Origin of the sequence: Robiginitalea aestuariiviva, from assembly GCF_029537735.1 — a bacterium.
Lineage (GTDB): Bacteria > Bacteroidota > Bacteroidia > Flavobacteriales > Flavobacteriaceae > Robiginitalea > Robiginitalea aestuariiviva.
Genome location: NZ_JARPUQ010000001.1, coordinates 773,221 through 786,620 on the forward strand (window position 1 = coordinate 773,221; position 13,400 = coordinate 786,620).

The following is a 13,400-nucleotide window of genomic DNA, read 5'->3' on the forward strand; positions in this document are numbered from 1 at the left end:
TAGCCCAAAAGCGCATGAAAAAGCCTGGTTTTCAACAGACCTGCATGGCCTTCCTGGCCGTGATTCTCGTCCTGGCGGCCTGTTCGAAGAATGAACCGGCACCCCCGGTAGACGGGGGTAATGGCAACCCGGACCCGCCTGTGGAAAACCCCGACCCGGACCCTGTGGACCCCCCGGCTACCGGCGGCATACTTGCCCCCTGCGAAAATGGCATGGCCGGCAGCTTTCCCTGTTCGGGCTACGATCTGGTAAGCCGGCAGAACCTGACGGCCCTCTTCGCCAACTCAGCCAATGACATCTGGGGCTGGACCGACCCCGCAGACGGTACGGAATACGCCCTGGTGGGCCTGGACAACGGCACGGCCTTTATTTCCCTGGCAGACCCTGTTGCCCCGGTCTACCTGGGCAAGCTCCCCACCCAAACTGCCAACAGCCTCTGGCGGGACATCAAGGTCTACGCCAACCACGCCTATATCGTTTCGGAAGCTGCCGGCCACGGGATGCAGGTGTTTGACCTGACCCAGCTGCGCAATGTGAGCAATCCCCCGGTCTCCTTTACCCCTACCGCCGTATACACCGGTTTTGGGAATGCACATAACATTGTGATCAATGAAGCCTCAGGCTTTGGTTATGCCGTGGGCACAGGAACTTTTGGCGGAGGTCCGCATTTTGTAGACCTCAGTAACCCGGCCAGCCCCCAGGCGGCAGGCGGGTTCTCCGGGGGCGGCTATTCCCATGACGCCCAGGTGGTCACCTACGCCGGGCCCGATACCGCCTACACCGGGCGGGAAATCTACATTGGTGCCAATGAAAATGAGGTGGTGGTGGCCGACGTTACCGACAAAGCCAACCCGATACGCATCAGCGGGCTGGGATACTCCAATCTGGGCTATACCCACCAGGGCTGGTTTACTGAAGACCAGCGGTATTTTATTTTGGGGGACGAACTGGACGAAATTAACTTTGGGCTGAATTCCCGCACCCTGATATTTGACCTTGGGGACCTGGACAACCCGGTGCTCTCCTTTAGTTATTCCGGCCCTACTACAGCTATTGACCACAACGGCTACGTGGCCGGCAACACCTTTTTCCTGGCCAACTACACCGCCGGGGTGCGGATGATAGACCTCTCCGGCATAGGCACCGGCAGCCTTGCAGAAACGGGATTCTTCGATACTTTTCCCGCTTCCAATTCCCCCCAGTTTGACGGAGTCTGGAGCATTTACCCCTACCTGGAAAGCGGGCATATCCTGGTGAATGACATCAGCAATGGCCTGTTTGTCCTGAAAGCCACCCCATAAGCCAGGCGATATGATTGGTTCCATCCACTGCATTTCATTGCGCGGCCCGCTGCCGCAACCGCTCCTGGCCCTTTTCCTGCTGCTGGCCCTTGCCGCCTGCGACCGGGGGGAGGCCCCGGATGGGCCCGTTACACCCCCCTTTGGAGGCACCCTGGAATGGGCGCGCCTGTATGGGGGCAGCGGGGCGGAAAGTGCCCGGGCCGTGATTCCCACCGAAGATGGCGGGTTTGCCGTGCTTGGATATTCCGAGAGTACAGACGGCGATCTACAGGGCAAGACGCAGGCCGTTAGCGACTATTGGCTGCTTAAATTTGACGCCGCGTCCAACCTGGAATGGAGCCGGACCTACGGGGGCAGCAAGGAAGACCTGGGGCAGGCCCTGATCCAGACCGCAGACGGCGGCTACGCCCTGACCGGCTACGCCATGAGCGACGACGGGGATGCCAGCAGCAATCAGGGCTTCCACGACAACTGGGTGCTGCGGCTGGATGCAGAGGGAAATGTACTTTGGGAACAAAGCTTCGGGTTTTCGGGCCACGACCACTCCTACGATATTTTGGCCACAGCAGACGGGGGGTTGCTCTTCACCGGCTTCCTGGACCTGACGGCCGCCCGTGCGGACGGATATACCGAAAAGGGAGGCGCCTCTGCCTACCATGGGGTGGGAGAATTCTGGTGCACCAAATTGGAAGCGGACGGGACCCTGGCCTGGCGTTTCTACTTTGGCGGCAGCAACAATGACAGGGCCCATGCCGTAACGGCCGCCCCGGACGGCGGCTTTGTACTGGCTGGGTTTTCGGAAAGCGGGGATTACGATATTACCGACCCCAGGGGCAGCTACGATTTCTGGGTCGTAAAATTGGACCCCCAGGGCCGGATGGTCTGGGAGCGGAACCTGGGCGGCAGCGGCATCGATACCGCGGCAGACCTGGTGACCCACCCGGAAGGCGGCTACCTGGTTACCGGACACAGCTTCAGTACGGATGGCGACATTAGCAACCCCCTGGGTGAGGCCGACCTTTGGCTGGCCCGCCTGAGCGAAGGCGGGGACCTGCTCTGGGAGCAAAGCTTTGGCGGCCCGGCCTTTGACGCCGCCGAGGCCATCGCACCCGGGCCGGAGGGCAGCTTTTTCCTGGCCGGGAATACCCGGAGTACCCCGGGCAGCCTGGCCAATGCCGGGGAAAACGACCTGTACCTGGTGCGGATGGACGCCGGCGGCAACAACCTATGGCAGGCCACCTTTGGCGGTGCCGGGATAGACCTGGGGTTTGACGCCGCTTACCTGGCAGATGGCTCCCTGGTGGTGGTAGGCGAATTGGCGGCCGAAGGAGCCGCAGGCCTTAACCCTCTGGGTATGACAGATCTGCTGATCCTGAAGTACCACTGATTTCCTTCCTGGCAGGCATAGAATTCCCCAATGCCGATATACGTTATAATAATGTTACCAAATGCGGTAGAATAGGCCTTTGTACGTATATTTGTGAACTATTTAGATTAAATCCAAATTTAGAATGATCAAAGTATCCGATACCGCCCGGGACCGTGTGGTTTCGCTCATGAAGGAGGAAGGCTACGACGCCCAGTCGGATTATGTCCGGGTAGGGGTGAAGAGCGGCGGATGCAGCGGGTTGTCCTACGAGCTGAAATTTGACCGGGAAGCCGGGGAAGCAGACCAGGTTTTTGAGGACAACGCCGTACGCATCATTGTGGATAAGAAAAGTTTTCTCTACCTGATCGGTACCGTCCTGGAATACTCGGGGGGGCTGAACGGGAAAGGATTTGTTTTCAATAACCCAAACGCCCAGCGCACCTGCGGCTGCGGGGAAAGTTTCTCGCTCTAGGGCGGGGTTGGCACTAACGCAAGGCATTGCATATGGCATATACCGAAGAGGAATTAAAGAAAGAACTGGAAACCAAAGAGTACGAGTACGGTTTCTATACGGACATTGAGTCGGACACCCTCCCCGTTGGCCTCAGCGAGGAGATTGTCATTGCCATTTCCAAGAAAAAGGAAGAGCCCGAATGGATGACCGAGTGGCGCCTGGAGGCCTTCCGCATCTGGAAGGAAATGGAAGAGCCGGACTGGGCCAACGTGACCTATAAAAAACCGGATTTCCAGGCCATCTCCTATTACTCCGCCCCCAACAAGAAACCCAAGTACGAAAGCCTGGACGAGGTAGACCCCGAACTGCTGGAGACCTTCAAGAAACTGGGGATCCCCATCGAAGAGCAGAAAAAACTGGCCGGGGTAGCCGTAGATTTTGTGATGGATTCCGTTTCCGTGGCCACCACCTTCAAAAAGACCCTGGCGGAGAAAGGCATTATCTTCTGTTCCATCTCCGAGGCCATCCGGGAGCATCCGGAACTGGTCCGGAAATACCTGGGTACCGTGGTGCCCCAGAAAGACAATTTTTACGCCGCCCTGAACTCTGCAGTATTCTCCGACGGTTCCTTCTGCTACATCCCCAAAGGGGTGCGCTGCCCAATGGAACTCTCCACCTACTTCCGCATCAATCAGGCCGGGACCGGCCAGTTTGAGCGGACCCTGGTGGTTGCCGACCAGGGCAGTTATGTCAGCTACCTGGAAGGGTGCACAGCGCCTTCCCGGGACGAGAACCAATTGCACGCCGCCGTAGTGGAACTCATTGCCCTGGACGACGCGGAGATCAAATATTCTACGGTGCAGAACTGGTTCCCCGGCGACAAGGACGGGAAAGGCGGGGTCTTCAATTTTGTGACCAAGCGCGGCCTTTGCGAGCGCAACGCCAAAATTTCATGGACACAGGTAGAAACCGGATCCGCGGTAACCTGGAAATACCCCTCCTGCGTGTTGAAAGGGGATAACTCCATCGGGGAATTCTATTCCATTGCCGTGACCAACAACCACCAGCAGGCCGATACGGGCACCAAGATGATCCACCTGGGGAAAAACACCCGCAGTACCATCATCTCCAAGGGAATTTCCGCCGGCCGTTCCCAGAACAGCTACCGTGGCCTGGTACAGGTAGGGCGCCGGGCACAAAACGCCCGGAACTTCTCCCAGTGCGATTCCCTGCTGATGGGCAACGAATGCGGGGCCCACACCTTCCCCTACATCGAGGCGCGCAACAAGACCGCACAAATTGAACACGAAGCCACCACCAGTAAGATCGGGGAAGACCAGATTTTCTACTGCAACCAGCGGGGTATCGATACCGAAAAGGCTATTGCCCTGATCGTAAACGGGTTCAGCAAGGAAGTGCTGAACAAACTGCCCATGGAATTTGCGGTGGAGGCGCAAAAACTTTTGGAAATCAGCCTGGAAGGCTCAGTAGGATAAGCTATGATCAGAACCGTGACTAAACCCCTTGCCCTGCTAGCGGCCCTGGCCGTATTCACGGGTTGCAAGGAAAAAGCCGAGAAAACGGAAGCAGCCGCAGAAAACCCTGCCAAACCGGAAGTACACCTGTATGCCCTGGATGGGGGAACCGTGCAGGTGAACAACCTGGAAATCTTTGCCCAGGATTCCGTGTACCGGGGCGAAAGCACCACCTTTGCCGATGCGTACTATGTGATTGTTCACCCCAAAGGCACCCTGATGTGGGATGCCGGCCTGCCGGAAGCCCTGGTGGGCCTGCCGGAGCCCTTTACCTCCCCTGACGGTAATTTTACCGTGTCCCGCCCGGACTCTTTGGCTGCCCAACTGGCTGCCATTGGCCTGAGCCCGGAGGATATTGATTACTTGTCCCTGTCCCACACCCACTTTGACCACAGCGGGCATGCGGAAAGCGTTCCCAATGCCACCTGGCTGGTACAGGATACCGAATACGCCTGGATCAGCAGCCCCGAGATGGAGGCGGCCCAGCCGGATATGTTTAACGCTGTGAACGACCTTACAAAAGTGCAGCAAATCTCCGGGGATTTTGATGTCTTTGGAGACGGTAGCGTGATGATCAAGGCCATGCCCGGCCACACCCCGGGGCACTCTGCCCTGTATGTGGACCTGGCCGAAAACGGCCCGGTTCTGTTGAGCGGCGACCTCTACCACCTGAAGGAAAACCGCCTGCACAAGCGCGTACCCGTATTTAACACCGATGTAGACCAGACCCTTGCCAGCATGGAAGCCTTTGAAGCATTTGCCGATTCCACCGGCGCCAAGGTAACCCTGCAACACAGCAAGGAAGATTTCGAATCCATGCCTAAAGCACCTGAGTTTTTAAAGTAAGCCCCTATGTTGAAGATAAAGAACCTCCACGCCGGTATTGAAAATAAAAAGATCCTTAAGGGGATCAACCTGGAAATCAAACCGGGCGAAGTCCATGCCATCATGGGCCCCAACGGCTCCGGGAAAAGTACCCTGGCTTCCGTGATTACCGGGAAGGAAGATTTTGAAGTAACCCGGGGTCAGATCCTCTTTGACGGGACCGACCTGGACGATATGGCGCCCGAAGAACGCGCCCACCTGGGTATTTTCCTGTCCTTCCAGTACCCGGTGGAAATCCCCGGGGTTACTGTAACCAATTTTATGAAGACCGCCATCAATGAGACCCGTAAGGCGCAGGGGCTGGAAGAAATGCCGGCCAACCAGATGCTGAAGCTGATCCGGGAAAAGGCGGAACTGCTGGAAATTGACCGGAAATTTTTATCCCGCTCCCTGAACGAAGGGTTCTCCGGCGGGGAAAAGAAACGGAATGAAATCTTCCAGATGGCCATGCTGCAGCCCAAACTCGCCATCCTGGACGAAACGGATTCCGGCCTGGATATCGATGCCCTTCGGGTAGTTGCCAATGGAGTAAACCGCCTGAAAAATGAACAAAATGCCTTTTTGGTGATCACCCACTACCAGCGCCTGCTGGATTACATCGTGCCCGATGTGGTACACGTAATGCACGATGGGAAGATCGTGAAGTCCGGGGATAAAGAACTGGCCCTGGAACTGGAAGAAAAAGGATACGACTGGATCAAACAGGAAGCCGTCCTGTAAGGAACCCGGCACCTAAAGCAAGTACCATGGATCTAAAAGAGAAGCTCCTCTCCTCCTTTATGGCCTTTGAGAATCAGGTGGACCTGGACCACCCCATCCACGAGATGCGCTCCGAGGCCCTGAAGAATTTTGAAACCAAGGGATTCCCCCACCGCAAGATGGAGGCCTGGAAATACACCTCCCTGGCCGGCCTGCAACAGGTAGACTTCAGCATCTTCCCCAAGGAAGACAACAACCTGGAGTACCGGGAGGTAAAGCCCTACTTCCTGCACGAGATCGACACCTATAAGATTGTGTTTGTGGACGGGGTATACAGCTCTTACCTTTCCGAAACCACGCACGACGGGGTAGACATCTGCCTGATGAGCGCGGCGCTTTCCAAGCCCATGTACCGCCCCATCATTGATGTCTACTTCAACAAGGTGGCTTCCAGGGAAGACTCTTTGACCTCCCTAAATACGGCCTTTACCAAGGAAGGGGCCTATATCTATATCCCAAAGAACAAGGCGCCCCGCAAGCCCGTGGAAATCCTGCATTTCTCTACCGGCAACGAGGCTGCCCTGATGGTACAGCCGCGCAACCTCATCATTGTGGAGGAAAACGCGGAGCTGCAGGTCATTGAGCGCCACCAGAGTCTGACCTCCAACGAGGTGCTCACCAATTGCGTGACGGAGATCTTTGCCGCTAAAAATGCCATTGTGGATTATTACAAGGTGCAGAACGACATGCCCGGGGCTTCCCTGATCGACAACACCTACATTGACCAGAAGGACAACAGCCAGGTAAGCGTGCACACCTTTTCCTTCGGGGGGAAACTTACCCGGAACAACCTGAATTTCTACCAGGACGGGGAACACATCAATTCCATCCTGAAAGGGGTGACCATCCTGGGGGAAAAACAGCATGTAGACCACCATACCCTGGTGCACCACCAGCAGCCCAACTGCGAGAGCCACCAGGACTACAAGGGTATTTACGGCTCCCGCTCTACCGGGGTGTTCAACGGGAAGATCATTGTAGACAAGATTGCCCAGAAAACCAATGCCTTCCAACAGAACAACAACCTGCTGATTTCGGACCAGGCCGAGGTAAACACCAAGCCGCAGCTCGAAATCTTTGCAGACGACGTGCGTTGCTCCCACGGATGTACCATTGGGCAGCTGGACGAAGAGGCGCAGTTCTACCTGCGTTCCCGCGGGATCCCGGAAAAAGAGGCCTCGGCCCTGCTGATGTACGCCTTTGCAAATAATGTGCTGGAGAGCGTGCGTATCCAGGAAGTTAAGGCCCGGATCAATAAACTGATCGCCAAAAAACTGGGCGTGAATATTGGCTTTAACCTGTAAACCAACAGGACTTAAAGAAATCTCAATTAACGTTTTTGTAGGAATTATCGGCAATTTTATCGGGTAGGTTTGGAAGACTAACATTTCAAACCCAACCGTATGATTCGATTATTACTCCTCCTGGTATTATGGCTACTGGGACATGCTGTGCAGGCGCAAACGCAGCCCTGGAACGCCAGCGTCCATTACCCGATTTCCATTGGCGATAGTTTCCGGTCATCCAATCAGGGGATCATTGGCCTGGAAATTGGCCGAACGTTCGCCCAATGGGGTAAAGCGCGCATTGGCGCCTCCCTGGCTGGCAGCTGGTTTGCCACTACGATCATCAACGACTCAGATCCCGTACAGGAAAACAAGTATCGGGACGCCTTTTTTTCCGGTAAGTTTTTTGCCGAATGGGACCTGGACCAGGCAAAACGCCTACATCTGCAAACAGGCCTGGGCTGGGGCTATCAAACCAGTCGTTTTTCACCGGCTTTTTTTGATGCCAATGGACGGTTGCAAGGTGAAGAGACCAGCCATGGTCCGGTGATCAGCCTTGGACTGGGTTACGACCTTACCCCCAACTGGTATGTACAAACCCAGGTAGAAGGTATGGGCCTGTTCGGCAAGTCGCCTACCAGTTATGTAGGGCTCTTGCGCATTGGGACGGGTTTCCGGTTTTAAGGGCTCCGACCCGCATAATCCCCTGGAAACAGGCCCTAAAAAACCCTGGCGTTCGGTATCTTTGTACCCTATGAAAACACCCGTGCTGGACGTAGCTAGAATCCGAAAAGATTTTCCCATCCTTACCCGAGAGGTAAACGGGCAGCCCTTGCTGTACCTGGACAATGCGGCCACCTCCCAGACCCCGGTACAGGTGATCGACACCATCGTAGATTACTACAGCCGATACAACGCCAACATTCACCGGGGGGTGCATACCCTTTCCCAGGAAGCCACCGATGCCTACGAGCAGGCCCGGGTGAAGATCCAGAAGCATTTTAATGCAGCCAAAGCCCATGAAATCCTTTTTACCTCGGGCACCACGCACGGGATAAACCTGGTAGCCCAGGGGTTTACCGAATTCCTGAAACCAGGCGATGAAATCTGGGTCTCCGCCCTGGAACACCACTCCAATATTGTACCCTGGCAGATGCTCTGCCAGCGTACGGGCGCCCGGCTGCGGGTGATCCCCATGGATGAAAAAGGGGAACTGGTGCTGCAACCCTTCCGAGAAGGCCTGTCCAATAAAACCAAGCTGGTCTTCTGCAACCACGTCTCCAATGCCCTGGGGACGGTAAACGACATTGAAGCCATCATTGCCGCCGCCCATGAGGTTGGCGCTGCCGTGCTGGTAGACGGGGCCCAGGCCGCCCCCCATATTGCCGCAGACCTGCAGGCCCTGGATGTGGACTTCTATACCGTTTCCGCACACAAACTCTGCGGCCCTACCGGGGTAGGCATCCTGTATGGGAAAGAAGCCTGGCTGGAAAAACTCCCGCCCTACCAGGGAGGGGGCGAAATGATCGAAACGGTCACCTTTGATAAAACCACCTATGCCGGGCTGCCCCACAAATTCGAAGCCGGTACCCCGAATATCTGCGGCGGCATCGCCTTTGGCGCAGCCCTGGACTACCTCAATGCCATTGGCATGGATGCCATTGCGGCCTACGAAGACCAATTGCTGGCCCATGCCACGGAAGCCCTGATGAAGATCCCGGGTATGAAAATTTATGGGGAATCCGCTCGTAAAACCTCCGTGATCTCCTTTAACCTGGAGGGGATTCACCCCTACGATGTGGGGACCCTGCTGGATAAAATGGGGATTGCGGTGCGTACAGGCCACCACTGCGCCCAGCCCATCATGGACTTTTACCGCATCCCGGGCACCGTTCGGGCCAGTTTCAGCTTCTACAATACCCTGGAAGAAGCGGACCGCCTGGCGGCCGGGGTAGAGCGGGCCCGGCAGATGCTGTCCTAGCTTCCCCCTAAACCGGTTGAAAGACAGGCTTTATTATCGTATTTTTGCGGCTATGGAACAGCAAGATATCGCCAGCATACAACAGGACATCGTGGAGGAATTCTCCATGTTTGACGATTGGATGCAGCGCTACGAATACATGATTGAACTGGGCAAGTCCCTGCCGCAGATTGACCCACAGTACAAGACAGACGACCACCTGATTAAAGGGTGTCAGAGTAAAGTTTGGGTTCATGCGGCCCTGGAGGACGGGCGCCTGGTCTTTACGGCGGATAGCGATGCCATTATCACCAAAGGTATTATCGGGATCCTGATCCGGGCCTTCAGCCACCAGAAACCGTCTGATATCATTGCCGCCAAAACGGAATTTATCGACGAAATCGGGCTGAAGGAACACCTCTCGCCCACCCGGGCCAATGGCCTGGTGAGCATGATCAAACAGTTGAAACTCTACGCCGTGGCGTACGAAACCCAGATGGAGTCCTGAGGCTCCCAACCCAATACAAATGGAAGAACAAACAGGCATAGATACGCAGGAACTCGGCGAGAAGATCGTCCGGGTCCTCAAGACCATATACGACCCGGAAATCCCGGTGGACATCTACGAGCTCGGGCTTATTTATGACGTCTTTGTCAATGAAGCCCGCGACGTGAAGATCCTGATGACCCTGACCTCCCCCAACTGCCCGGTAGCCGAAAGCCTGCCCGTAGAGGTGGAGGAAAAGGTAAAATCCCTGGACCTGGTCAATGACGCCGAGGTGGAAATCACCTTTGATCCGCCCTGGACCCAGGAATTGATGAGCGAGGAAGCCAAACTGGAACTCGGCCTCCTCTAATTTCCGCTGCGCACATGGAAGGTGAAATTGTAAACCGCGTTGCCCAAAGCTCCCTGAGGACGCTGGACCTGGAGGAACTCTACCCCCAGGGTCCGCGGCATGGCCTGGACATCAGCCCCTGGCTGGACCAGGGCATAATCCTGAGGGAACAGCCCTTCCGGGAAGCGGTAAAGGCCCATGACTGGGCAGCCTACCAGGACGCCTTCGTGTACCTGTACTGCAGCTCGGATGCCATTGTGCCTACCTGGGCCTATATGTTGATAAGTACCCACCTGGCCCCGGTGGCCCGCAAGGTGGTAGTGGGTTCCCGCGAGCTCCTGGAGAGCGTTATTTTCTCGGAAACCCTGGCTGCCATGGACGTGGAGCCCTTCCGGGACAAGCCGGTTATTATAAAGGGTTGCAGCCATTTGCCCGTGCCGCCTACCGCCTATACACAAGCCGTGGACCGGCTACTGGGGGTGGCCCGTACCATACAGTTCGGGGAGGCCTGTTCTTCCGTGCCCCTCTATCGTCGAAAATAGTGTTGATAACCAGCCGCATATATCAACAATGATTATTTTTGTTGTTGATAAACTAAACACTATCCCATTATGAAAAAAATCGTTTTGGCCCTTAGCGGGCTGCTGATCACTGCGTTTGCCCATGCGCAAACCGAAGCGGAACTCAAAGCCACTTTAGGTGAAAAGAAAGATTCCATTGCGGCCATTCAGGGCCGCGCCAACGCCATCCAGGCACAGATTGACGCCCTGCCGGGGTGGAAAATAGGAGCCTTCGGGGTCATTGGCGGGAGCATTTCCAACTTCAGCAACTGGTACGCCCAGGGCATCCCGAACAACGCCTCCGGGAACATCGGGTTTACCGTAAATGCCTTTGCCAACCTGCAGGAGGAAAAGTTTTTTTGGAGGAATTCCGGGAACCTGAACCTGAGCTGGGTGAAGCTGGACGACAAGGACGACCCCAATGACGAGTCCGGCTTCCGGGAAGCGGTGGATGTCTTTAACATCACCTCCCTTTACGGCCGAAAACTGAGCGAGACCTTTGCCATCTCCACCTTAGGGGAATACCGGACCACCCTGTTGAACAACTTCAACAATCCCGGGTATTTGGATATCGGGGTCGGGGCCACCTGGACGCCTGTACAAAACCTGGTGGTGGTGATCCACCCGCTCAACTACAACTTTGTCTTTTCGGATGCCGACGACATCTTCGAGTCTTCCATGGGGGCCAAAGTGGTTGCCGACTACACCCGGCAGCTGGGTGCCATTGCCTTTAAGTCCAACCTCTCTGCCTTTATGAGCTACAAGAGCAGCAACCTGAGCAACTGGACCTGGATTAATTCCTTCAGCTATACCCTCTGGAAGAAAATCGGGGTAGGCTTCGATTTTGGCCTGCGCGGCAACAGGCAGGAAGCCCTGAACTACGCCATCAATACCCTGGGCAATGCCGGTGCCACCTTCGACAACACCGACAACGAACTGCAGTCTTACTGGACGCTGGGGATGAGCTACAAGTTCTGAGCCTCAGGCCCGCACCATAAAAAAAGCCCTGGTTTTTCGCCAGGGCTTTTCTGTTGGGGTAGGTTCATACCATCTGATTACGTAACATGTCTTGTGGTACGATCCGGAATAAACACTATCACTTAAACACTGCATAAAGATAGCAGGATATCCGTATTAAACCGCATATTTTCAAGGTAAATTGCCTGATCGAGTGGGAAGTCCGACAAGCCGGGCGTTTTCATCGACGAGATTCGCCCGCTACTCCCCCCCTTCCTGGCTGTAGTCGTCCAGGTTTTCCGGATAGAGGAAATTATTGTAGGGAAAACGGGTCACGTGGATGTCACGTACCGCCCGGTAAACCCGCTTGCGGAACTCGTCCATATTCTCCTTTTCCAGGGCCGAAATGAAAATAGCGTCCCCGGAGACACGTTGCATCCAGGTGGTCTTCCATTCCTCTATGGAATAGTGGCGCGAGGTACGCTCGGTTACCAGGTCGTCCTCGTCCAGGGGCTCCGCTTCGTACAGGTCAATTTTGTTGAACACCATCAGGGTATCCTTGTCCGTACACCCGATTTCCGAAAGGATCTGGTTCACCGAATCGATATGGTCTTCAAAGCTGGGGTGGGAAATGTCCACCACGTGCAGCAACAGGTCCGCCTCCCGCACCTCGTCCAGGGTACTTTTAAAACTTTCCACCAACTGGGTGGGCAGCTTGCGGATAAACCCCACCGTATCGCTGAGCAGAAAAGGCAGGTTGCCCAACACCACCTTGCGCACCGTGGTGTCCAGGGTGGCAAAAAGCTTGTTTTCCGCGAAGACCTCGCTTTTGCTGATCACATTCATGAGGGTGGATTTCCCCACGTTGGTATATCCCACCAGGGCCACGCGTACCAGGGAGCCGCGGTTCCCCCGCTGGGTCTCCATCTGCTTGTCGATCTTGGTGAGTTTCTTTTTAAGCAGGGCAATGCGGTCCCGCACAATCCGGCGGTCGGTTTCAATTTCCGTCTCCCCGGGGCCGCGCATCCCGATCCCCCCGCGTTGGCGTTCCAGGTGGGTCCAGAGGCCGGTCAGGCGGGGCAAGAGGTATTCGTACTGGGCCAGTTCCACCTGGGTGCGCGCATAGCTGGTGGCGGCCCGCTGGGCAAAAATATCCAGGATCAGGCCGGTGCGGTCCAGGATCTTGCACCGCAATTCCTTTTCGATATTACGTTGCTGCACCGGGGTGAGCTCGTCGTCAAAAATAACCGACCCCACTTCCTGGGCCTTGACGTACTCCTGTACCTCGGCCAGCTTCCCACTGCCGATAAAGGTTTTAGGGTTGGGCACGTCTATACGCTGCACAAAACGCTTTACCACTTCCCCCCCGGCCGTATAGGTGAGGAACTCCAGTTCGTCCAGGTATTCGTTAACCTTTTCCTCCGGTTGCTCCCGGGTAATTACCCCGATGAGTACCGACTTTTCGTATGCGATTTCCTTCTTCTCGAGCATAATGCGT

General features: G+C 55.8%; 14 protein-coding genes. 13 read left to right on the plus strand and 1 reads right to left on the minus strand.

Annotation, left to right across the window (positions count from 1 at the left end; genetic code table 11):
* Positions 1 to 14 precede the first annotated feature (14 nt).
* The 13 genes from OZ410_RS03455 (at position 15) to OZ410_RS03515 (ending at position 11,923) form a co-directional block, all read left to right on the plus strand.
* A complete protein-coding gene (locus tag OZ410_RS03455) occupies positions 15 to 1,301 on the plus strand; it encodes a choice-of-anchor B family protein (RefSeq protein WP_338156642.1) in 1,287 nt (428 codons plus the stop codon).
* A gap of 10 nt (positions 1,302 to 1,311) precedes the next feature.
* Positions 1,312 to 2,688: a hypothetical protein gene (locus OZ410_RS03460; RefSeq protein WP_277706519.1), complete on the plus strand. Its 1,377-nt coding sequence runs from the start codon at positions 1,312 to 1,314 to the stop codon at positions 2,686 to 2,688.
* Between the two features lie 124 nt (positions 2,689 to 2,812).
* On the plus strand, positions 2,813 to 3,142 hold the full coding sequence (locus tag OZ410_RS03465) for a HesB/IscA family protein (protein WP_277706520.1): 330 nt from the start codon (positions 2,813 to 2,815) through the stop codon (positions 3,140 to 3,142).
* Between the two features lie 32 nt (positions 3,143 to 3,174).
* Positions 3,175 to 4,620 (plus strand): Fe-S cluster assembly protein SufB, encoded by a 1,446-nt coding sequence (sufB, locus tag OZ410_RS03470; RefSeq protein ID WP_277706521.1) that lies wholly within the window; start codon positions 3,175 to 3,177, stop codon positions 4,618 to 4,620.
* 15 nt (positions 4,621 to 4,635) lie between these two features.
* Positions 4,636 to 5,505, plus strand: a complete 870-nt coding sequence (locus OZ410_RS03475; RefSeq protein ID WP_277706522.1) for an N-acyl homoserine lactonase family protein — start codon at positions 4,636 to 4,638, stop codon at positions 5,503 to 5,505.
* 6 nt (positions 5,506 to 5,511) lie between these two features.
* A complete protein-coding gene (gene sufC / locus OZ410_RS03480) occupies positions 5,512 to 6,264 on the plus strand; it encodes a Fe-S cluster assembly ATPase SufC (RefSeq protein WP_277706523.1) in 753 nt (250 codons plus the stop codon).
* A gap of 26 nt (positions 6,265 to 6,290) precedes the next feature.
* Positions 6,291 to 7,607: a Fe-S cluster assembly protein SufD gene (gene sufD / locus OZ410_RS03485; protein ID WP_277706524.1), complete on the plus strand. Its 1,317-nt coding sequence runs from the start codon at positions 6,291 to 6,293 to the stop codon at positions 7,605 to 7,607.
* Between the two features lie 99 nt (positions 7,608 to 7,706).
* Positions 7,707 to 8,273 carry a hypothetical protein gene (locus OZ410_RS03490; RefSeq protein ID WP_277706525.1) on the plus strand — a complete coding sequence of 189 codons (567 nt, stop codon included), beginning with the start codon at positions 7,707 to 7,709 and terminating at the stop codon, positions 8,271 to 8,273.
* Positions 8,274 to 8,343: 70 nt separating this feature from the next.
* A complete protein-coding gene (locus tag OZ410_RS03495; protein ID WP_277706526.1) occupies positions 8,344 to 9,570 on the plus strand; it encodes an aminotransferase class V-fold PLP-dependent enzyme in 1,227 nt (408 codons plus the stop codon).
* A gap of 52 nt (positions 9,571 to 9,622) precedes the next feature.
* Positions 9,623 to 10,057 carry a SufE family protein gene (locus OZ410_RS03500; RefSeq protein WP_277706527.1) on the plus strand — a complete coding sequence of 145 codons (435 nt, stop codon included), beginning with the start codon at positions 9,623 to 9,625 and terminating at the stop codon, positions 10,055 to 10,057.
* A 19-nt stretch (positions 10,058 to 10,076) separates the two neighbouring features.
* Positions 10,077 to 10,406: a DUF59 domain-containing protein gene (locus tag OZ410_RS03505; RefSeq protein ID WP_277706528.1), complete on the plus strand. Its 330-nt coding sequence runs from the start codon at positions 10,077 to 10,079 to the stop codon at positions 10,404 to 10,406.
* A 14-nt stretch (positions 10,407 to 10,420) separates the two neighbouring features.
* The gene (locus tag OZ410_RS03510; protein WP_277706529.1) at positions 10,421 to 10,927 is read left to right on the plus strand and encodes a DUF2480 family protein; all 507 of its coding nucleotides are present in this window, start codon (positions 10,421 to 10,423) and stop codon (positions 10,925 to 10,927) included.
* A 69-nt stretch (positions 10,928 to 10,996) separates the two neighbouring features.
* Positions 10,997 to 11,923: a DUF3078 domain-containing protein gene (locus OZ410_RS03515; protein ID WP_277706530.1), complete on the plus strand. Its 927-nt coding sequence runs from the start codon at positions 10,997 to 10,999 to the stop codon at positions 11,921 to 11,923.
* Positions 11,924 to 12,163: 240 nt separating this feature from the next.
* Here the strand turns inward: OZ410_RS03515 and hflX are convergent, their stop codons facing one another.
* Positions 12,164 to 13,393, minus strand: coding sequence for a GTPase HflX (hflX, locus tag OZ410_RS03520; protein WP_277706531.1), 1,230 nt, complete (start codon positions 13,391 to 13,393; stop codon positions 12,164 to 12,166).
* Positions 13,394 to 13,400 lie beyond the last annotated feature (7 nt).